Source organism: Stenotrophomonas sp. TWI587 (assembly GCF_039674145.1).
Classification (GTDB): domain Bacteria; phylum Pseudomonadota; class Gammaproteobacteria; order Xanthomonadales; family Xanthomonadaceae; genus Stenotrophomonas; species Stenotrophomonas maltophilia_AY.
This window is the reverse complement of the sequence record NZ_JBDJMW010000009.1, coordinates 26,198-45,028: the sequence shown is the minus strand read 5'-3', so window position 1 is coordinate 45,028 and position 18,831 is coordinate 26,198. Positions and strand designations below refer to the sequence as shown.

At 67.5% G+C, this 18,831-nt stretch carries 24 protein-coding genes; 18 read left to right on the top strand and 6 right to left on the bottom strand.

Features of this window, described 5'->3' with window-relative positions; all coding sequences use genetic code 11:
- Positions 1-34: 34 nt before the first annotated feature.
- The 3 genes from ABE464_RS14880 to ABE464_RS14870 form a co-directional block, all read right to left on the bottom strand.
- Complete coding sequence (locus ABE464_RS14880) at positions 35-343, bottom strand: EF-hand domain-containing protein (RefSeq protein ID WP_261997787.1); 309 nt, start codon at positions 341-343, stop codon at positions 35-37.
- Positions 340-1,614, bottom strand: coding sequence for a UDP-N-acetylglucosamine 1-carboxyvinyltransferase (murA, locus tag ABE464_RS14875; RefSeq protein ID WP_346472597.1), 1,275 nt, complete (start codon positions 1,612-1,614; stop codon positions 340-342). The genes ABE464_RS14880 and murA overlap by 4 nt, the downstream gene beginning before the upstream one ends.
- 82 nt (positions 1,615-1,696) lie before the next feature.
- Complete coding sequence (locus ABE464_RS14870; protein ID WP_088432818.1) at positions 1,697-1,927, bottom strand: BolA family protein; 231 nt, start codon at positions 1,925-1,927, stop codon at positions 1,697-1,699.
- A 53-nt stretch (positions 1,928-1,980) separates the two neighbouring features.
- On the opposite strand from ABE464_RS14870, the gene ABE464_RS14865 reads away from it, so the two are divergent.
- The 16 genes from ABE464_RS14865 (at position 1,981) to ABE464_RS14790 (ending at position 14,927) form a co-directional block, all read left to right on the top strand.
- Positions 1,981-2,982, top strand: coding sequence for a KpsF/GutQ family sugar-phosphate isomerase (locus ABE464_RS14865; protein WP_346472596.1), 1,002 nt, complete (start codon positions 1,981-1,983; stop codon positions 2,980-2,982).
- 43 nt (positions 2,983-3,025) lie between these two features.
- Positions 3,026-3,574 carry an HAD hydrolase family protein gene (locus ABE464_RS14860; RefSeq protein WP_346472691.1) on the top strand — a complete coding sequence of 183 codons (549 nt, stop codon included), beginning with the start codon at positions 3,026-3,028 and terminating at the stop codon, positions 3,572-3,574.
- Positions 3,571-4,131 carry an LPS export ABC transporter periplasmic protein LptC gene (lptC, locus tag ABE464_RS14855; RefSeq protein WP_346472595.1) on the top strand — a complete coding sequence of 187 codons (561 nt, stop codon included), beginning with the start codon at positions 3,571-3,573 and terminating at the stop codon, positions 4,129-4,131. The genes ABE464_RS14860 and lptC overlap by 4 nt, the downstream gene beginning before the upstream one ends.
- A gap of 124 nt (positions 4,132-4,255) precedes the next feature.
- Positions 4,256-4,804 carry a lipopolysaccharide transport periplasmic protein LptA gene (gene lptA, locus ABE464_RS14850; protein WP_346472594.1) on the top strand — a complete coding sequence of 183 codons (549 nt, stop codon included), beginning with the start codon at positions 4,256-4,258 and terminating at the stop codon, positions 4,802-4,804.
- Positions 4,804-5,523, top strand: coding sequence for an LPS export ABC transporter ATP-binding protein (lptB, locus tag ABE464_RS14845; protein ID WP_346472593.1), 720 nt, complete (start codon positions 4,804-4,806; stop codon positions 5,521-5,523). Before lptA ends, lptB begins: the two co-directional genes overlap by 1 nt.
- 42 nt (positions 5,524-5,565) lie before the next feature.
- On the top strand, positions 5,566-7,005 hold the full coding sequence (locus tag ABE464_RS14840; protein WP_346472592.1) for an RNA polymerase factor sigma-54: 1,440 nt from the start codon (positions 5,566-5,568) through the stop codon (positions 7,003-7,005).
- Positions 7,006-7,063: 58 nt separating this feature from the next.
- The gene (gene raiA, locus ABE464_RS14835) at positions 7,064-7,390 is read left to right on the top strand and encodes a ribosome-associated translation inhibitor RaiA (RefSeq protein ID WP_259261257.1); all 327 of its coding nucleotides are present in this window, start codon (positions 7,064-7,066) and stop codon (positions 7,388-7,390) included.
- Between the two features lie 21 nt (positions 7,391-7,411).
- Complete coding sequence (locus tag ABE464_RS14830) at positions 7,412-7,864, top strand: PTS sugar transporter subunit IIA (RefSeq protein WP_121043141.1); 453 nt, start codon at positions 7,412-7,414, stop codon at positions 7,862-7,864.
- Positions 7,861-8,811, top strand: a complete 951-nt coding sequence (gene hprK / locus ABE464_RS14825; protein WP_346472591.1) for an HPr(Ser) kinase/phosphatase — start codon at positions 7,861-7,863, stop codon at positions 8,809-8,811. The genes ABE464_RS14830 and hprK overlap by 4 nt, the downstream gene beginning before the upstream one ends.
- A complete protein-coding gene (gene rapZ, locus ABE464_RS14820; protein WP_346472590.1) occupies positions 8,808-9,704 on the top strand; it encodes an RNase adapter RapZ in 897 nt (298 codons plus the stop codon). The genes hprK and rapZ overlap by 4 nt, the downstream gene beginning before the upstream one ends.
- 106 nt (positions 9,705-9,810) lie before the next feature.
- The gene (locus tag ABE464_RS14815; protein WP_019185401.1) at positions 9,811-10,203 is read left to right on the top strand and encodes a PTS sugar transporter subunit IIA; all 393 of its coding nucleotides are present in this window, start codon (positions 9,811-9,813) and stop codon (positions 10,201-10,203) included.
- Entirely contained in the window at positions 10,196-10,465 is a 270-nt protein-coding gene (locus ABE464_RS14810; protein ID WP_019185400.1) for an HPr family phosphocarrier protein, read from the top strand. Before ABE464_RS14815 ends, ABE464_RS14810 begins: the two co-directional genes overlap by 8 nt.
- A gap of 59 nt (positions 10,466-10,524) precedes the next feature.
- Positions 10,525-12,243: a phosphoenolpyruvate--protein phosphotransferase gene (gene ptsP / locus ABE464_RS14805; RefSeq protein WP_346472589.1), complete on the top strand. Its 1,719-nt coding sequence runs from the start codon at positions 10,525-10,527 to the stop codon at positions 12,241-12,243.
- A 174-nt stretch (positions 12,244-12,417) separates the two neighbouring features.
- Positions 12,418-13,779, top strand: a complete 1,362-nt coding sequence (mgtE, locus tag ABE464_RS14800) for a magnesium transporter (protein ID WP_088432828.1) — start codon at positions 12,418-12,420, stop codon at positions 13,777-13,779.
- Positions 13,780-13,792: 13 nt separating this feature from the next.
- On the top strand, positions 13,793-14,059 hold the full coding sequence (locus ABE464_RS14795) for a hypothetical protein (protein WP_346472588.1): 267 nt from the start codon (positions 13,793-13,795) through the stop codon (positions 14,057-14,059).
- A gap of 67 nt (positions 14,060-14,126) precedes the next feature.
- Complete coding sequence (locus tag ABE464_RS14790) at positions 14,127-14,927, top strand: prolyl oligopeptidase family serine peptidase (protein WP_346472587.1); 801 nt, start codon at positions 14,127-14,129, stop codon at positions 14,925-14,927.
- Between the two features lie 95 nt (positions 14,928-15,022).
- On the opposite strand, the gene ABE464_RS14785 is transcribed toward ABE464_RS14790, so the two are convergent.
- From ABE464_RS14785 to ABE464_RS14775, 3 genes are read right to left on the bottom strand one after another with little or no spacing between them, the layout of a single operon-like run.
- A complete protein-coding gene (locus ABE464_RS14785; protein ID WP_019185395.1) occupies positions 15,023-15,973 on the bottom strand; it encodes an aspartate carbamoyltransferase catalytic subunit in 951 nt (316 codons plus the stop codon).
- A 16-nt stretch (positions 15,974-15,989) separates the two neighbouring features.
- Complete coding sequence (gene ruvX / locus ABE464_RS14780; protein WP_346472586.1) at positions 15,990-16,487, bottom strand: Holliday junction resolvase RuvX; 498 nt, start codon at positions 16,485-16,487, stop codon at positions 15,990-15,992.
- Positions 16,480-17,046 (bottom strand): YqgE/AlgH family protein, encoded by a 567-nt coding sequence (locus tag ABE464_RS14775; protein WP_346472585.1) that lies wholly within the window; start codon positions 17,044-17,046, stop codon positions 16,480-16,482. The genes ruvX and ABE464_RS14775 overlap by 8 nt, the downstream gene beginning before the upstream one ends.
- 109 nt (positions 17,047-17,155) lie before the next feature.
- Between ABE464_RS14775 and ABE464_RS14770 the strand changes: the two genes are divergently transcribed.
- Together ABE464_RS14770 and ABE464_RS14765 are read left to right on the top strand one after the other, a co-directional pair.
- The gene (locus ABE464_RS14770; protein WP_346472584.1) at positions 17,156-17,692 is read left to right on the top strand and encodes a DNA-3-methyladenine glycosylase I; all 537 of its coding nucleotides are present in this window, start codon (positions 17,156-17,158) and stop codon (positions 17,690-17,692) included.
- Entirely contained in the window at positions 17,689-18,828 is a 1,140-nt protein-coding gene (locus ABE464_RS14765; protein WP_346472583.1) for a hypothetical protein, read from the top strand. Before ABE464_RS14770 ends, ABE464_RS14765 begins: the two co-directional genes overlap by 4 nt.
- Positions 18,829-18,831: the final 3 nt, after the last annotated feature.

Here is an 18,831-nt window from a genome sequence, read left to right as displayed (position 1 = left end):
CCAGGAAAAACGCCCGCTTTCGCGGGCGTTTTTTTCATTCCGGCTTGGCCTCGCCGAACACCGTCTTGCAGTCCACCCGGATCTGCTGGCGCGTGTCGCGCCAGTAATAGGTGCTGCAATGGCGGTTGCCGTCGACGCTCTTGTCCACGCCAACCGCATAGAACGACTGGAACACTTCGGTACGGCTGACCGTGCCATCCGCATTCCAGTCCATGTCTTCCTGCTGGATGCCCTGGGTGATGGCGATACCGGCGTACCAGGCGTAGCCCAGCCACGCCAGCACGATCAGTACCAGCACCAGCAGCGCCTTGCGGCGGCGGGTGAACCGGCCGCGCAGGATCATGCCGCGATACGCCGGATGGTGGCGCCCAGCGAGGACAGCTTCTCTTCGATGTTCTCGTAGCCGCGGTCCAGGTGGTAGATGCGGTCGATGGTGGTATCACCTTCGGCCATCAGACCGGCCAGGATCAGCGAGGCCGACGCACGCAGATCGGTCGCCATCACCGGCGCGCCGCTGAGCTGCTCGGCACCGCGCACGATGGCGGTGTGGCCTTCCACCTGGATATCCGCGCCCAGGCGCAGCAGTTCGTTGACGTGCATGAAACGGTTTTCGAAGATCGTCTCGTTGATCACGCCCACACCGTCGGCCACGCAGTTGAGCGCCATGAACTGCGCCTGCATGTCGGTCGGGAAGGCCGGGTACGGCGCGGTGGTCAGGTTGACCGCACGCGGGCGCTTGCCTTCCATGTCCAGGGTGATGCTGTCGTCGGTGGTCTCGATCTTCGCACCGGCTTCGACCAGCTTGGCCAGCACCGCGTCCATGGTGTTCGGGCGGGCACGGTTGACCGTGACCTTGCCACCGGTCATCGCCGCGGCGACCAGGAAGGTGCCGGTTTCGATGCGGTCGGGCAGCACTTCATGACGGCCACCGGACAGCTTCTCCACGCCTTCGATCACCAAGCGGGCGGTGCCCAGGCCTTCGATCTTCGCGCCGAGCGCGATCAGGCAGTGCGCCAGATCGGTGACTTCCGGCTCCATCGCCGCGTTGTCCAGCACGGTAGTGCCTTCGGCCAGCACAGCGGCCATCAGCACGTTCTCGGTGCCGGTGACGCTGACCATGTCGAAGGTGAAGTGCGCACCCTTCAGACGCTTGGCCTGGGCCTTGATGAAGCCGTTCTCGACGGTGATCTCCGCCCCCAGGGCCTGCAGGCCCTTGATGTGCTGGTCCACCGGACGCGAGCCGATCGCGCAGCCGCCCGGCAGCGAGACTTCGGCCGCACCGAAGCGGGCCAGCAGCGGACCGAGCACCAGGATCGAGGCGCGCATGGTCTTGACCAGCTCGTACGGCGCCACGTGCTGATTGACCGAGCGCGGGTCGACCACGATCGCGCTGCCGCGCGAGAGGGTGCCCTGGTCGATGGTGACCTTGGCGCCCAGCTCACCGAGCAGCTTCACGGTGGTGACCACGTCGTGCAGGTGCGGCACGTTGGTGATTTCCACCGGCGCGTCGGCCAGCAGGGTCGCGCACAGGATGGGGAGGACAGCGTTCTTGGCGCCGGAAATATTCACTTCACCATGCAGCGGCTTGCCGCCGGTCACTACGATCTTGGCCATGGAATCTACTTGGAATGAGGTAGAGCCGACCGGTGGTCGGCTGATGTAATCGGTGAGGTAGAGCCAACCATCATTCGGCTGACTAACCCGCTTCGGCCGGGGTGACGGTCTTCAGCGCCAGCGCGTGGATCGCCCCGCCCATCAGATCGCCCAGGGTCGCATAGACCATGCGGTGGCGCGCCAGCGGCATTTTGCCGGCAAAGGCGTCGCAGACCACAGTGGCCTCGAAGTGCACGCCGTCGTCACCCTGCACGTCCGCGCGGGCGCCAGGCAGGCCGGTTTCGATCAGATTGCGGATGGTCTCGGCGTCCAACGGGCTTTCCTAATAAAATGAGCGCTCATTCTACTCTTCCACGTGGCGCTCGCATGGCTGTCTCGCCCCAACTCCCCCATCCGGCCGACGCTGCGGCACTGGTCGCCAGCGGCCGCCGCGTGTTCGAGATCGAGCGCGATGCGCTGGGCGCGGTCGCCGAGCGGCTGGGCGATGCGTTCAGCCAGGCGTGCCAGCTGGTCCTGCAGAGCAAGGGCCGCGTGGTCGCCACCGGGATGGGCAAGTCCGGCCATGTGGCCCGCAAGATCGCCGCCACGCTGGCCTCGACCGGCACCCCGGCCTTCTACGTGCACCCCGGTGAAGCCGGGCATGGTGACCTGGGCATGATCACCGAGGCCGATGTGGTGCTGGCGCTGTCCTATTCGGGCGAGTCCGATGAGCTGCTGATGCTGTTGCCGGTGCTCAAGCGCCAGGGCAACCGCCTGATCGCCATGACCGGCCGCCCGCAGTCCAGCCTGGCCAGCGCCGCCGACGTTCATCTGGATGTCAGCGTGCCGGCCGAGGCCTGCCCACTGGCGCTGGCCCCGACCTCCAGCACCACCGCCTCGCTGGCGATGGGCGATGCGCTGGCCGTGGCCCTGCTCGATGCCCGTGGCTTCACCGCCGACGATTTCGCCCGCTCGCACCCGGCCGGCAGCCTCGGCCGCCGCCTGCTGCTGCACATCACCGATGTCATGCACAGCGGCGATGAGCTGCCGCGCGTGGACGTCGGCGCCAGCCTCAGCGAGGCCCTGGTGGAGATGAGCCGCAAGCGCCTGGGCATGACCGCCGTGGTGGATGCCGACAATCACCTGATCGGCCTGTTCACCGACGGCGACCTGCGCCGCGCGCTGGATACCGACCTGGACGTGCGCAGCGCGCGGATCGCCGATGTGATGACCCGTGGCCCGCGCACCATCGGTGCCGATCAGCTGGCAGCCGAGGCGGCGCAGCTGATGGAAGCCCACAAGATCAATGGCTTGATGGTGGTCGATGGCGACGGTCATCTGGTCGGCGCGCTCAACATTCATGACCTGTTGCGGGCCCGGGTGGTTTAAACCACAGTTGCCTTCCTCCATTCAGCTGAGCTGCCCCCAGACGATGCCCTACTCCCCGTTGCCCGGTTTCCCGTCCCACCTGCATGCCGCTGCCGGCCGTATCCGGCTGGCCTGCTTCGACGTGGACGGCACGCTCACCGACGGTCGGCTTTACTACGACAAGGACGGCAACGAGAGCAAGGCGTATTACGTGCAGGACGGACTCGGCCTGAAACTGCTGCAACACCACGGTATCCACCCGGTGCTGATCACCGCGCGCAACAGCCAATCCGCGCTCAAGCGTGGCGCGGACCTGGGCATCGATACCCAGATCGCGGTTGGCGACAAGCTGGCCAGCGTCAAGGCGCTGTGCGAGCAGCACGGGATCGGCCTGGACCAGGTGGCCTTCATGGGTGACGACCTCCCCGATCTCGGTCCCCTGTGTGCGGTCGGCCTGGCCGTCGCCCCGGCCAATGCCCACCCATGGATCGCCGAGCGCGTGCATTGGCAGACCCGCAGCGATGGCGGCCAGGGCGCGGCGCGTGAGCTGTGCGACGTGCTGTTGGCCGCGCAGGGTCACGTGGATGCGGTGCTGGCGAGGTTCGGCGCATGAACCTGCGTACCTCTCTCGGCATCGGTCTGCTGGTGGCGGCCGTCTTCACTGGCTGGCTGGCGCTGCACGATCGCGACAAGGGCGCGGCCGAGGCAGGCGACGATGCCACCAAGGATTACGTCCTGCATGATTTCCAGATCGTGGCGCTGGACGAACAGGGCAAGGAATCCACCACCCTGCGCGCCCCGCTGCTGGAGCGCACGCGCAGCGATGAAACCATGAACATCACCACGCCCTTGTTCCTGCTGCCCGACCAGGACGGCAACCACTGGGAGCTGCGCAGCGATACGGGCTGGGTCAGCGCCAAGGGCGATCAACTCAAGCTGATCGGCAACGTCAGCGGCGACAGCCCGAAGATCGCCAGCGTGCCGCCCACCACGTTCCGTACCGATCACCTGGATGTCTTCCCGAACGAAAGCCGCGCCAAGACCGATGCGCTGGTCACCATGACCCGCCCGGGCATGAGCCAGTCCGGCGTCGGCTTCGAGCTGGATTCCAAAACCAAGACCTACCATTTCCTGAGCCAGGCCAAGGGCCGTTACACGCCCCAGCGCTGAGCCACCGCCGCCGTGGCGACGTCCTCACGGACAGGCGCCGGCGCACGTTGCACAGGAATCCCCTATTCACCGGCCAGGCTGACGTCTGGTCACGACCCCCACTCTGGCAGGACAGACCCATTCCATGAAGATCCTATTTGCAGCCGCCTGCGCGATCAGTCTTCTCGTCCCCGCCTTCGCGGTGAGCGCGAAGTCCACCGATCGCAATGAACCGATGACCATCGATGCCGGCACCCAGTCGGGCACGCTGGTCGGCGACGGCAAGACCACCCTGTCCCAGGGCGTGGTGGTCACCCAGGGCACGCTCGATCTGCGCAGTGCCGATGCCGAGATCTACATGAAGGACGGCGAAGCGGTGCGCGCGGTGTTCACCGGGAAGCAGGCCAAGCTCAAGCAGCAGCTCGACGACGGCAGCTGGATGGACGCCAGCGCCGACCGCATCGACTACGACATCAAGGCCGAAGTGCTGACCATGACCGGCAACTACCAGGTCAAGAGCGCGCGCGGCACCAACGCCGGCCAGAAAATGACCTACAACACCCGCACCGGCGAGATGAACAGCGGTGGCGATGGCACGCGCGTGCGCACCGTCATCCAGCCCAAGAACAAGACCGCTGCGCCGGCCGCGCCGGCCGCCAAGACCACCGTACCGACCCCCGGGAGCAAGAAGTAATGCTCGTCGCCAAAGGCCTGCGCAAGCGCTACAAGCAGCGTGAAGTCGTCAAGGATTTCGGGCTGACCCTGGAGGCCGGTGAAGTGGTCGGCCTGCTCGGCCCGAACGGTGCCGGCAAGACCACCTGCTTCTACATGATCGTCGGCCTGGTCGAGACCGACGCCGGCAGCATCGTGCTGGACGGCAAGGACATCACCGGCGACCCGATGTATACCCGCGCCAAGCAGGGCGTGGGCTACCTGCCGCAGGAACCCTCGGTGTTCCGCAAGCTCACCGTGGCCGACAACCTGCGCCTGGTGCTGGAGCTGCGCGAGGACCTGGACAAGGCCGGCCGCGAGAAGGAACTGGCCAGCCTGCTGGACGAACTGCAGATCAACCACGTGGCCGACCAGCTCGGTGCCAGCCTGTCCGGTGGTGAGCGCCGCCGCTGTGAAATCGCCCGTGCGCTGGCCGCCAAGCCGCGCCTGATCCTGCTCGATGAACCGTTCGCCGGTGTCGACCCGATCTCGGTCGGCGAAATCCAGCGTATCGTCACCCACCTCAAGCAGCGCGGGATCGGGGTACTGATCACCGACCACAATGTCCGCGAAACCTTGGGAATCTGCGACCGCGCGTATATCCTCAACGAGGGCAGCGTGCTGGCACAGGGCGCGCCGGACGAGATCCTGGCCAACGCCGACGTCCGCCGCGTCTACCTTGGAGACACCTTCAAGCTCTGATCCAGCGGCCGCCGCAACGCCTTCCTTCCGTTCGGCACAGGCATGAAAGCACGGCTGCAGACATCGATGGGGCAACACCTGGTCATGACGCCGCAGCTGCGTCAGGCGATCAAGCTGTTGCAGATGTCCAACGCCGAGCTGGAGCTGGAAATCAACGAGGCGGTGGAGACCAACCCGCTGCTGGACTGGGCCGAGAACGCTGAACCGGCGCTCGAGGCCAGCCCCGGCGAGGACAGCCCCCCGCCTGCCCCCACCGATACCCACGCCGATGGCGAGCACCAGGTCTCGGCCAGTGATGACTGGTCGCCCGGCGAGGGCGACTGGACCAGCGGCAGCAGTGGCGGCTCCTTCGACGATGACGACAACGGCAGCGCCGCCGAGCGCGTGGCCGAGACCGAATCGCTGGCCGACCACCTGCTCTGGCAGCTGCACCTGTCGCACCTGTCGGCCCGGGACCGCAGTATCGGCGCGGCGTTGATCGACGCGTTCGAAGAGGACGGCTACCTGCGCGAGCCGCTGGCGACCATCGCCGAGACCCTGCGCCCGGCCATCCAGGCCGACGAGGCTGAAATCCTGACCGTGCTGCACCAGATCCAGCGCTTCGACCCGGTCGGGGTCGGTGCACGCACGCTGGGCGAATGCCTGGACCTGCAGCTGCTGGTGCTGCCCGCCGACACCCCCGGCCTGGCCCTGGCCCGCCGTATCGCCGATGGCCCGCTGGAGCGCCTGCCACGCAGCGGTGTGGCCGGGATCGCCCATGAGCTGCGCGAGCCGGTGGCCGACGTGGAGGTCGCGGTGCAGCTGCTGCGCTCGCTGGACCCCCGCCCCGGTACCCAGATCGGCGAACTCTCCCACGACAGCTACGTAGTGCCGGACTGCGTGGTCTGGCGCCAGAACGGCGTCTGGCGTGCCGCCCTGGCCGGTCATGCCGGCCCGAAGGTGGTCATCCACCGCGGCTACGAGCAGATGATCCGCCGCTGCGGGGAAGCCGACGCCGGCTACATGCGCGCCCACCTGCAGGAGGCGCGGTGGCTGCTCAAGGGCCTGGAGGCCCGCGGCGAGACCCTGCTGCGGGTGATGCGCTGCCTGCTCGACCAGCAGGCCGCCTTCCTGGAATTCGGCGAACAGGCGCTGCGCCCACTGACCCTGCGCGAGATCGCCGGCGAACTGGGCCTGCACGAATCCACCATTTCACGCGCGATCGCCCGCAAGTACGTGCGCACGCCGCGCGGCACCCTGCCCCTGCGCGCCTTCTTCGCCTCCGGCATCGATACCGACAGCGGCGGCGAAGCCTCCAGTACCGCCATCCAGGCCATGTTGCGCCGCCTGATCGATGACGAGAACCCGCGCAAGCCGCTTTCTGACGCCAAGCTGGCTGACCTGCTCAAAACGTCGGGAATACCGGTAGCGCGACGCACCGTGGCGAAGTATCGTGAAGCCATGAACATTTCCGCCTCGCACGAAAGGGTAAGAATCGTCTGACGCTCCACCGCGCCCGGCGGGAAGGTTCATTGGCACATCCGAACAAAGGAGAAACCCGATGCACATCGAGACGTTTGGCAAGGACCACCTTGAGATCACCCCGGCTCTGAATGAGTACGTGGAGACCAAGCTGGAACGGCTGGGGAAGCATTTCGACCAGCACTGCGAGGTTCGCGTGCAACTGTCGATCCGCAAGCCGGAGCACCATGCCGATGCGAGTGTGAATGTTCCCGGGCAGACTCTGCACGCGGACGCCAGCGGCCCCACCATGTATGCGGCAATCGACATCCTGGCCGACAAGCTCGACCGCCTGGTCATCAAGCACAAAGAGAAAAAGCAGCAGCACGCACCGCAACCGCTGCCGGTGGGCGACAATGAGGGCTGATGCCCTCGTTTCCACCCCGACATGCCTCTGACTGATCTTCTGGCGGCCGTCCGCACGCAAGTGCTGCCGGCCGCCGATCGCGACAGCGTGCTGAAGGCCGCAGCCCGCCTGCTGGCCTGCCGCGAAGCCAACGCCGAGCTGCTGTACCAGAACCTGTGCCAGCGCGAGACGCTGGGCAGCACCGCGATCGGCCACGGCATCGCCATCCCGCACGGCCGTGCCCCCCTGCTCGAGCGCCCCCGCGGCGCCCTGCTGCGGCTGGAATCGCCGGTGGAATTCGGCGGCGATGAACCGGTCGACCTGGTCTTCGCGATTGCCGTGCCCGCGCACTACACCCATCAACACCTGATGCTGCTGTCCGAGCTGGCCGAGCTGTTCTCCGAGCCGGCCATCCGCCAGGCGCTGCGCGAAGCGCGCGACGGCGACGAACTGCGTCGGGTCATCGAATTCCCCCCGCCGGCGAGTGCCGCATGAATACCAGCATCACCGCGCGCGAACTGTTCGAACAGCAGCGCGACCGCCTGAGCCTGCGCTGGGTCGCCGGCCAGCAGGGCGAACGCCGTGAGCTGGAGGCCGGCAACAAGGTCTCGCGCCGCCCCTCGCTGGCCGGTTACCTCAATGCGATCTACCCCAACAAGGTGCAGATCCTGGGCACCGAGGAGCTGGCCTGGCTGGATTCGCTGGATTCGCGCCAGCGCTGGGAAACGATCGAGCGGATCATGCAGTCCCATCCGCTGGCGCTGGTGATCACCCGCAACCAGTCCTGCCCGGAAGACCTGCGTGCGGCTGCGGACGAATCGCAGACGCCGCTGTGGATCTCGCCCAAGCGTGGTCACGAGCTGCTCAACCACCTGTCCTACCATTTGGCGCGCACGCTGGCGCCGCGGGTGATCCTGCATGGCGTGTTCATGGAGATCTACTCCATCGGGGTGCTGATCACCGGTGAAGCTGGCTCGGGCAAGAGCGAGCTGGCGCTGGAGCTGCTCAGCCGTGGCCATCGCCTGGTGGCCGACGATGCCCCCGAATTCACCCAGATCGCCCCGGATGTGCTCGACGGCACCTGCCCGGAGCTGCTGCAGGACCTGCTGGAAGTGCGCGGTCTGGGCGTGCTCAATGTGCGCGAGATGTTCGGTGACACAGCGGTAAAGAAGAACAAGTACCTTCGGCTGATCGTCCACCTGACCAAGCCGATGACCGAGCCCACCCCCTATGGCTATGAACGCCTGACCGGCGACTCGGGTACCCGCCACGTGCTGGACCTGGATGTGCCGCTGATCACCCTGCCCGTCATGCCCGGCCGCAACCTGTCGGTGCTGACCGAGGCCGCCACGCGCCTGCACATCCTGCGGACCAAGGGCATCGACCCGGCCGCGATGTTCATCGCCCGCCACAGCAACATGTTGGAACGCCGCACGCCATGACCATTCCCGCCCCCGCCTCCGCCCCGACCGCCGCCACCCTGATCATCGTCAGTGGCCTGTCCGGTTCCGGCAAGACGGTCGCGCTGAAGACCTTCGAAGACCTCGACTACTACTGCTCGGACAACCTGCCGATCGACCTGCTGCCGGATTTCGTGCGCAGCCTGCTCGGCGATCCCGGCCGCGAGGCACCGCGCCGCCTGGCCGTCGGCATCGACGTGCGCGCGCAGAGTGACCTGACCCAGCTCTCGCACTGGCGCGAAGACGCCAAGGCCGCCGGCCTGGATGCGCAGCTGCTGTTCTTCGATGCCACCGATGAAACCCTGCTCAAGCGCTACGCCGACACCCGTCGCCGCCATCCGCTGAGCCAGCTCGGGCTGTCGCTGCCCGAAGCGATCGCCCGCGAGCGCGAACTCACCGCCCCGCTGCGCGCCGCCGCGGATGCGGTGATCGACACCAGCCACCTCAACGTGCACCAGCTGCGCCGCAAGGTGGTGACCGAGTTCGCGCTGGCCCACGGCAACAAGCTGTCACTGCTGTTCGAATCGTTCGCCTACAAGCGTGGCGTGCCGGCCGAAGCCGACTTCGTGTTCGATGTGCGCGTGCTGCCCAATCCGCATTGGGACCCGGAACTGCGCCCGCTGTCCGGCCGCGATGCCGGCGTCCGCGAGCACCTGGACGAACAGCCCGATGTGCAGCGCTATGCCGCCCAGCTGGTCGATTTCCTCGATACCTGGCTGCCGCGCCTGGGCAATGACACCCGCAGCTATGTGACCGTCGCCTTCGGCTGCACCGGCGGCAAGCATCGCTCGGTGTACATGGCCGAGCGCATAGCCCGCCATGCACGCGACCAGGGCTGGCCGGAAGTGGCGACCTTCCACCGCGAACTGGACTGAAAGCGGCAGTGCCGGCGACGGCCGGCATCGACACGCTGAACCGCGGAACACAGCAGTCTTTCACGCGTGCTATCGCCAATTCATGTTGACCTGTTAACGTTCGGGAATGACCTGTGGCATTCTCCTCGTAACTCATCCCGGTGTCGGCACGGCCCTGCTGGACGTGGCGACCCGTCTACTGCGGCACCTGCCGCTGAAGACCGAAGCTTTCGAAGTACCGTTCGACGCAGATATGGACGTCCTGCTCCCGCTCGCCTCGGCCGCCTTGCGCCGGGTGGACAGTGGCCAGGGCGTGCTGATCCTGACCGACCTGTACGGCGCCAGCCCCAGCAATCTGGCCGGGCAACTGGCTCGTCTGGGCACCCCGGCACGCCGGGTTTCGGCGCTGAGCCTGCCGATGTTGATGCGGGTGATGAATTATCCGGAACAGGGACTGGATCAACTGCCTGCCACAGCCGCGGCAGGCACTCGCAATGGAGCGATTGTCGACGATGCTTGAACGTGAACTCACTGTTTCCAACCGCCTGGGCCTGCATGCCCGCGCCACTGCCAAGCTGGTGCAGGAGCTGGCGCCGTTCCGCTGCAATGTGACCATGGCCGCCAAAGGCCGTGAGATCAATGCCAAGAGCATCATGGGCGTCATGCTGCTGGCCGCCGGCCAGGGCACCCCGGTCACCGTGCGCATCGACGGCGAAGACGAAGCCGCCGCGATGGACGCGGTGGTCGCCCTCTTCGAACGGCGTTTCGACGAGGACAACTGAGCATGGGGGGGCAGCCGCGACCGGGATCCTCCGCACCGGCCCGGACCACGTCCGGGGCGATGCTGTTGTCCGGCCACGGAGCCTCCCGCGGCAATGCCTTGGGCCGCGCGCGGGTGCGCCTGCCCCATGCCCTGGAAGTGGCCGAGCAGCGCATTGCGCCGGCCAAGATCGAGGCCGAGCTGGAGCGCCTGCACGTGGCCGTGGAAGCGGCCCGCGGCGAAATGCACGACCTGCGCCAGCGCCTGCACGGCGCCTTGAACAAAGAGGTCGGCGAATTCCTCGACCTGCATGCCCTGCTGCTGGATGACCCTGAACTGCTGTTTGGCCTGGACGAACTGATCCGCAGTGGTCCCTACAGTGCCGGCTATGCGCTGCGCGTGCAGCGCGATCGCTTGGCCAAGGTCTTCGATGGCATGGACGATGCCTACCTGAAGAGCCGCATGGACGATCTGGACCATGTGATCGGGCGCATCCATGCGTTCCTGCAGAAGCGCCCGCCGGACGTCAAAGGCATGGCCGGCGAGATCCTGGTCTGCGACAACATCGCCCCGTCCGAGCTGGCCCAGCTGCAGGCCCATGGCGTGGTCGGCATCGTCACCGCCGGGGGCAGCGCGCTGTCGCACAGCGCGATCCTGGCGCGCAGCCTGCACCTGCCGCTGATCGTCAACATACCCAACGTGCTGCAGAAGGTCGCCGATGGCGACGTGCTGATCATGGATGGCAGCGACGGCACGGTCACCATCAACCCCCAGGCGCCGGATCTGCGCGATTACCGCGTCCGGCTGCGCGAGCACGCGCGCGAACAGCGTGAGCTCGGCCGCCTGCGCACCAAACCCAGCCGCACCCGCGACAACGTCGACATCGCCCTGCTCGCCAATGCCGAGTCCAGCGAGGACGTCACCCAGGCGCACGCGCTGGGTGCACACGGGCTGGGCCTGTACCGCACCGAGTTCCTGTTCCTGCAGCGCAACGAGCTGCCGGACGAGCAGGAGCAGTTCGAGACCTACCGCGATGCCGCCCTCGGCATGAGCGGGCGGCCGGTCACCATCCGCACCCTGGATCTGGGCGCGGACAAGGCCGACCGCACCGGGCTGACCCTGAGCAACGAAGAAAACCCGGCGCTGGGCCTGCGTGGCGTGCGCCTGTCCCTGGCGCGGCCGAAAGTGGCCGACACCCAGCTGCGCGCGATCCTGCGCGCCTCGGCCTACGGCAAGCTGCGCATCCTGATTCCGATGGTCAGCACCCGCGAGGAAATCCTCGCCGTGCGCCGGCGCCTGGCCAAGCAGGCCGCGCTGCTGCGCGCGGAAGGCCACGAGGTGGCCGAGCACATCCCGTTCGGCGCGATGATCGAAGTGCCGGCCGCGGCGATCGCGCTGGAGAGCTTCATCGATCTGGTCGACTTCCTCTCGATCGGCACCAACGATCTGGTCCAGTACCTGCTGGCCGCCGACCGCAACAACGAGGCGGTCGGCGAGCTGTACTCGCCGCTGCACCCGGCGGTGGTGCGCCTGCTGGCGCACATCCTGCGCACCGGCCAGGCGTACAACATTCCGGTGGCGGTCTGCGGCGAGATCGCCGGCGACCCGCTGATGACGCGTCTGCTGCTGGCGCTGGGGCTGACGGAATTCAGCCTGCACCCGGGCACCCTGCTGGAAGTGCGCCGCGCGGTGCGCGACAGCGACCTGTCCGTGCTGCAGGCGATGGCACCCAAACTGCTGCAGGCACGCGACCGCCGCGGTATCGAACGCTGGATCGAGAAGGCCGGACTCCACCGGTAGGTATCGACCGTTGGTCGATATGCGCCTGACTGCGCGACGTCGCATGCGCGGCACGACCAACGGTCGCGCGCTACCCGATTGACACACAAGCGCGCGATAATGACGCGGTGACCACCGCCGATGCCGCATCCTCTACCGGATAGCGGCCTTTTTCTTTTCCCGCAGGAGCTGCGCATGGCCGAAGCCGTACGCCACGACAAGACGGCGCGCCAGCTGCGGCTGTTGTCCGATGCACTGGACAGCGGGCGGTTGGGTCCGGTCCGTCGATTGGTCAATACCCTGGCGCCGGCGGAAATCGGCAACCTGCTCGAATCGCTGCCGCCGGGCAAGCGCGAGATTGTCTGGGGCCTGGTCGATCCGGAAGACGACGGCGAGGTGCTGGTCCACGTCGGCGAGGAAGTGCGCGAAAGCCTGCTGGCCGACATGGACCCGGACGAGATCATCGCCGCGGTCGAAGACCTGGACATCGATGACCTTGCCGATCTGGTCGAAGACCTGCCGGACACGGTCATCGATGAAGTGCTCAAGTCGATGGACCGCGAGAACCGCGAGCGGCTCGAGCAGGTGCTGTCGTATCCCGAGGACAGCGCCGGCCGCCTGATGAACCCGGACGTGGTGACCGTGCGCGCCGACGTCAACGTCGATGTAGTGCTGCGTTACCTGCGCCTGCGCGGCGAACTGCCCGACCACACCGATCACCTGTTCGTGGTCAGCCGCCGCCATCAGTACCTGGGTCGCCTCTCGCTGGCCGCATTGGTGACGCACGAGGACAACACCCCGATCAACCGCCTGATCGACGATGAGCAGCCGGCGATCGATGTCGGCGAGAGCGCCGATGAAGTTGCGCGCCAGTTCTCCGATCATGACTGGGTCTCCGCCCCGGTGGTGGACGACAACAACATCCTGCTCGGCCGCATCACCATCGATGACGTGGTCGACATCATCCGGTCGCAGGCCGAGCACCAGGCGCTGGGCGCCGCCGGTCTGGACGAAGAAGAAGATCTGTTCTCGCCGATCAAGCGCGCCGTGCGTGGCCGCGTGGTCTGGCTGGGCATCAACCTGTGCACCGCGTTCCTGGCGGCCAGCGTGATCGGCCAGTTCGAGCTGACCCTGCAGAAAGTGGTCGCCCTGGCCGTGCTGATGCCCATCGTGGCCGGCGTCGGCGGCAATGCGGCCGTGCAGGTACTGACCCTGATGGTGCGCGGCATCGCGCTGGGCCAGGTCGGCCAGAGCAACGCGCGCATCCTGCTGTGGAAGGAATCGCGGGTCGCGCTGATCAACGGCACCCTGATCGGCACCGTAGTGGGCATCATCGCCTACCTCTGGTTCCACAGTTTCCTGCTCTCGCTGGTGATCACCATGGCGCTGATCATCAACTTCTGCGCCGCTGCCCTGGCCGGCGTCCTGCTGCCGCTGCTGCTCAAGCGCATGAACGTCGATCCGGCCGTGGCCGGTACGGTGGTGGTCACCGCCGTCACCGACGTCATGGGCTTCTTCAGCTTCCTTGGCCTGGCCTCCCTGATCCTGCTGCACTGACCCTGGACCCCGCATGGCCGTGACCCTCGACAACTACTTCGTCCCCGGCTGGCGCGACGCGACCTATACCTGCGCCGCCTGCGAATGGCAGGGCAGCGCGCGGCAGATGCCGATGGAACTGCACGAAGACGAAGCCCAGTTCGACTGCCCCCAGTGCGAGAACCCGATCCTGCTGGTGGTCCACCCCAGCCTGGCGCAGGTGCAGGCGGCCGCTGCCGAGGGCCATCCCGAGGCGATCGAACAGCTGGACATCCTCGCCGCGGCCCCACGACCGCACTGATGCACTGCAAGATGCTCCGGCGCGCCACCGAGCCTAGACTGAAAACGATTTCAATCAGGGCACGACAATGGCACGACGCTGGGGTGGATGGCTGCTGTGGGCGGTGGCGATGATGACGGTGGCTGGCTGCGCGAGCACCCCGGCGGCCTCCGGTGGCCAGTTCGTCGGCCGTGCGGTCAAGGTGGATGGCCACAACGCGTATTACCAGGTGTTCGTACCGCGCAATGCCGCCGCCTCCCGCGGCGAATTGCCGGTCGTTCTGTTCCTGCATGGCTCCGGTGAGCGTGGCCGCGACGGCCGCCGCCAGACCCAGGCCGGGCTGGGCCCGTACCTGCGCCAGCACGCCTCCACCTTCCCCGCGTTGGTCGTGTTGCCGCAGACCCCGGATGACCAGGAATGGTCGGGCGAGAACAACCGCATCGCACTGGCCGCACTGGATGCCGCCATCGCCGAGTTCGGGGCCGATCCGCAGCGCCAGTACCTGACCGGGATGTCGATGGGCGGCTATGGCAGCTGGAACATCGCGCTGGCCGAACCGACCCGTTTCGCCGCCATCGTGCCGGTGTGCGGCGCGGTGCTGTCCCCGCACCAGAGTCGCCCGGACCTGCAGGTGGAGGCCGTGGCCGGCCAGAGCGACCCGTACGCCGCCATTGCCCAGCGCCTGCGCAACGTCCCGATCTGGATGTTCCATGGCGCGCTGGACGACCTGGTGCCGCCGGAGGACGACCGCAAACTGCACGCCGCGTTCCAGCAGACCGGCGCGAAGGACGTGCGTTACACCGAGTACCCCGACGGGAACCACAACGCCTGGGACGCCACGTACGCCGACGACGCGATGTGGGCGTGGATGTTCGCGCAGAAGCGATGATTGGTTGATGGGACAGCGGTAGGTACCCACCGTTGGTGGGTACGAGCAAGTGCACGCATCGACCAACGGTCGATGCCTACCGTGTTGAACTACGCTTACCCCAGCAACGTTTCCAGCACCGCCATGCGCACGGCGACGCCGTTGGCGACCTGGCGCAACACCCACGACTGCGGGCCATCGGCCACTTCGTCGGTGACTTCCACGCCGCGGTTGATCGGGCCGGGGTGCAGCACCGCGGCATCGGTGCCGGCACGCTTGAGGCGCGTGGCATCCAGACCGTACTGCGCGTGGTACTGCTCCAGCGACGGCACCAGACCTTCTTCCATGCGCTCGCGCTGCAGGCGCAGCATCATCAGCGCATCGGCGCCTTCCAGCATGGCGTCAAAGTCGTCGCCGACGATGCAGCCCTTCAGGGTGTCGTCGTCCGGCAGCAGCGATTGCGGGCCGCACACGCGGATCTCGCCGACACCCAGCGTGCGCAGGGCATGCAGGTCGGTGCGGGCCACGCGCGAGTGCTTCACGTCGCCGACGATGATCACCTTCATCTTCGAGAAGTCGCTGCCCTTGGCCTGGCGCAGGGTCAGCATGTCCAGCAGGCCCTGGGTCGGGTGCGAGCTGCGGCCGTCACCGGCGTTGACCAGGGCGGTGCCCTCGCCTGCCGCCGCGGCCAGCGCTGCCACCGCGCCATCATCGGGATGCCGCACCACGAAGCCGCGCACGCCCATCGCCTCCAGGTTCTTCAGCGTGTCGCAGGCGGTCTCGCCCTTGCGGGTGGAGGACGTGGACGCATCGAAGTTCAGCACATCCGCGCCCAGCCGCTGCGCGGCCAGCTGGAACGAGCTGCGCGTGCGCGTGGACGGTTCGAAGAACAGCGTGCAGACCGCCGAGCCGCCGAGCACGTGACGCTTGTTGCCGACCCGGCCAACGGCCGCATCGCGGATCTGGCCGGCGCGGTCGAGCAGTTGCAGCAGGGTTTCGCGGGGCAGACCTTCCAGGGTCAGCAGGTGGCGCAGGCGTCCATCGGAATCGAGTTGCGAGGCGGTCATGGGCAGGGTCTGAGGGTCAGGAAACGGGGGTGGCGTCATCCGGGGAGGAGAGCCAGCGTTCGATGATCACCGCCGCAGCCACTGCATCGAGTGCAGCGGCATCGCGGCGGCGTTTGCGGCCTTCGGCGCGCTCGACCGCGAACCGGCGTGCCGCTTCGACCGAGCTGGAGCGCTCGTCGACCAGCACCACCGGCAGTTTGAAGCGTTCCCGCAGCTGGCGGGCAAAGCCCTGCGCACGCTTGCGGTTGGGCTGGTCCTGGCCGTCCAGGGTCAGCGGATCGCCGACCACCAGGCCGTCCGGGCGCCACTCTTTGATCAGGCGTTCGACGGCCGCCCAGTCCGGGCCATTGCCGTGCACATCGATCACGGCGATCGCGCGTGCATGCGTGCCGAACGAGCTGCCGATGGCCACGCCGATGCGGCGCGAACCGACATCGAAACCGAGCACGGTGCCGTCGCGGCGGATGGAAGGCGGCGTGGCCGCAGCAGGCGCTGGCGTCGCCGGCTCAGACATGGCCGCTGTAATCGGTCAGGCGGAACAGGTCCACGCCGATGCGCGCGGCCGCGCCCTGCCAGCGCTCGTCGAACGGGGTGCTGAACAGCAGCTCGGCATCGGCCGGCACGGCCAGCCAGCTGTTCTCGGCCAGTTCGGTTTCCAGTTGCCCTTCGCTCCAGCCGGCACAGCCCAGGGTGACCAGCGCATTGCGCGGGCCTTCGCCACGGGCCATCGCTTCGAGGATGTCGCGCGAGGTGGTGAGGAACACGCCCTCGCCCACGGCCAGGCTGGAATCCCAGTCGCGTGCATCGTCATGGATCACGAAGCCGCGCTCGGGGTGCACCGGGCCACCGTTGAGCACCACTTGACTGCGCAGGGTGTCGCTGGTGGTCGTGATCTCCATCTGGGCCAGCACCTCGCCGAGGGTGTACTCGGAGGGCTGGTTCACCAGCACACCCATCGCGCCGTTCTCGTCGTGCTGGCAGATCAGCGCCACGGTACGGGCAAAGGTGGGGTCGGTCAGCGACGGCAGCGCGACCAGCAGATGGTGGGCAAGCGAAGTGGACAGTTCAGACATGGCCCCATTCTAGCCGCTGGCCGTGATGTGCGCTTTCGCGCTGACATAATGCAGCCCTGCGTGCGTGCCCCGGCACGCCTGCCTGATCCGCCATCGCAAGGAGCTGCACGTGTCCGGTTACTGCCTCATCGCCCCCGGTCATCCGGTCCACGGCCATTACCATGACCACGAGTACGGCTTCCCGCAGCGTGAGGAGCGCGAACTGTTCGAGCGCCTGATCCTGGAGATCAACCAGGCCGGCCTGAGCTGGGAAACGATCCTGAAGAAGCGTGAGGGCTTCCGCGCCGCCTACGACGGTTTCGACGTGGACACGGTGGCCGCCTATGGCGAGCGCGACATCGAGCGCCTGCTCAACGATGCGAGGATCATCCGCAACCGGCTCAAGGTGCACGCGGCGGTCCACAACGCCCAGGTGATCCAGCAGCTGCGGGCCAGCCACGGCAGCTTCGTTGCCTGGCTGGATGCCCACCATCCCCTGGACAAGGCGGCCTGGGTGAAGCTGTTCAAGAAGACCTTCCGCTTCACCGGCGGGGAGATCACCGGCGAGTTCCTGATGAGCCTGGGCTACCTGCCCGGCGCGCACAGCCCGGACTGCCCGGTGTTCGAGCGTATCGACACCCTCAAGCCTGCCTGGCGCCAGAAGTGACGCACCCCGTAGTACGGGCTGCGCTGCTCGCTGCCCTGAGTCTGCCCCCGTTGGCGGCCGCCAGCGATCTGGACGGCGTGCTGGAACGCCTGCGCGCGGAGATCGCTGCGGTGCCGGCCGACGACCCGGCCCCGATCGATACCGTGCTGGCCCGCTACCGCGACGAGACCGGCATCGACCTGCAGATTCCGGTGGCCGGCGACAGTGATGCGCCGTTGCCCGCGCTGGTGCGCCCGGCCAACGTCACCCCGGCGGACTGGGACGCGGTGACCCGCTACCTGCGCCAGACCGATGCCCAGCACACCGTGCCGGTGGAGATGGGCGAGCTGTCGCTCTCCCTGCTCGATCTGGATGGCGACGGCCAGCGTGACCTGGTGCAGAGCGCCTACAGCGGCGGCACCGGCCTGTACACGCAGGTGGACATGCTGCGGCGGGATCCGCAGCACGGCTTCGTGGTGCCGGACAGCCTGGACCCGCAGCGCCCCTGGGCGCAGGGCCAGTACGGCCTCAGCGGGCGTGGCAGCGATCAGGGCCTGTACTGGCTGCGCATCGACGGGGTCAGCTACACCGCCTATCGCGATGGCGACTACTACGGCGATACCCTGCTGCTCAACCGGCCGTTGTCGGCGGACCCGCGCGAACGCAGCCCGACGGTGCAGTTGAAGGTGCGCTATGGCCGCGAGCATCGGCTGGCCGATCCGGTGATGCATGTCGACGGCGAACCGCTGGACGCGAACGCCACCGCAATCGCGGCCGACCGGCGCCTGCTCAAGCACATCGACCGCCTGCTGGCCGCGCTGACCCTCGATGGCGACGGCGTGGCGCACTTCGGCGACGAACAGGCGCGTTGCCCGGTGCCACCGGGCACCGATCCGGGCGAGGCCGAAATCTGGCCGTGGCGCGGCGCCGGCAGCTACACCTTCGATACCGCCGCCGACACCGTGATCCGCTCGGGGAAACAGTGTTACAGCGCCACGCTCATCGCGCTGCGCAGCAGCTATGCCGGCGACCATGCCCTGTGCTGCCAGCTGTGGCTGTACCGCGGCCCCGGCGAACAGGCGGCCACGCTGGACCTGCGCAGCCGCCGCTGGGTCGCCGGCGTGACCGTCGTGCCGGTACCGCCGCTGGGTGAGTAACGG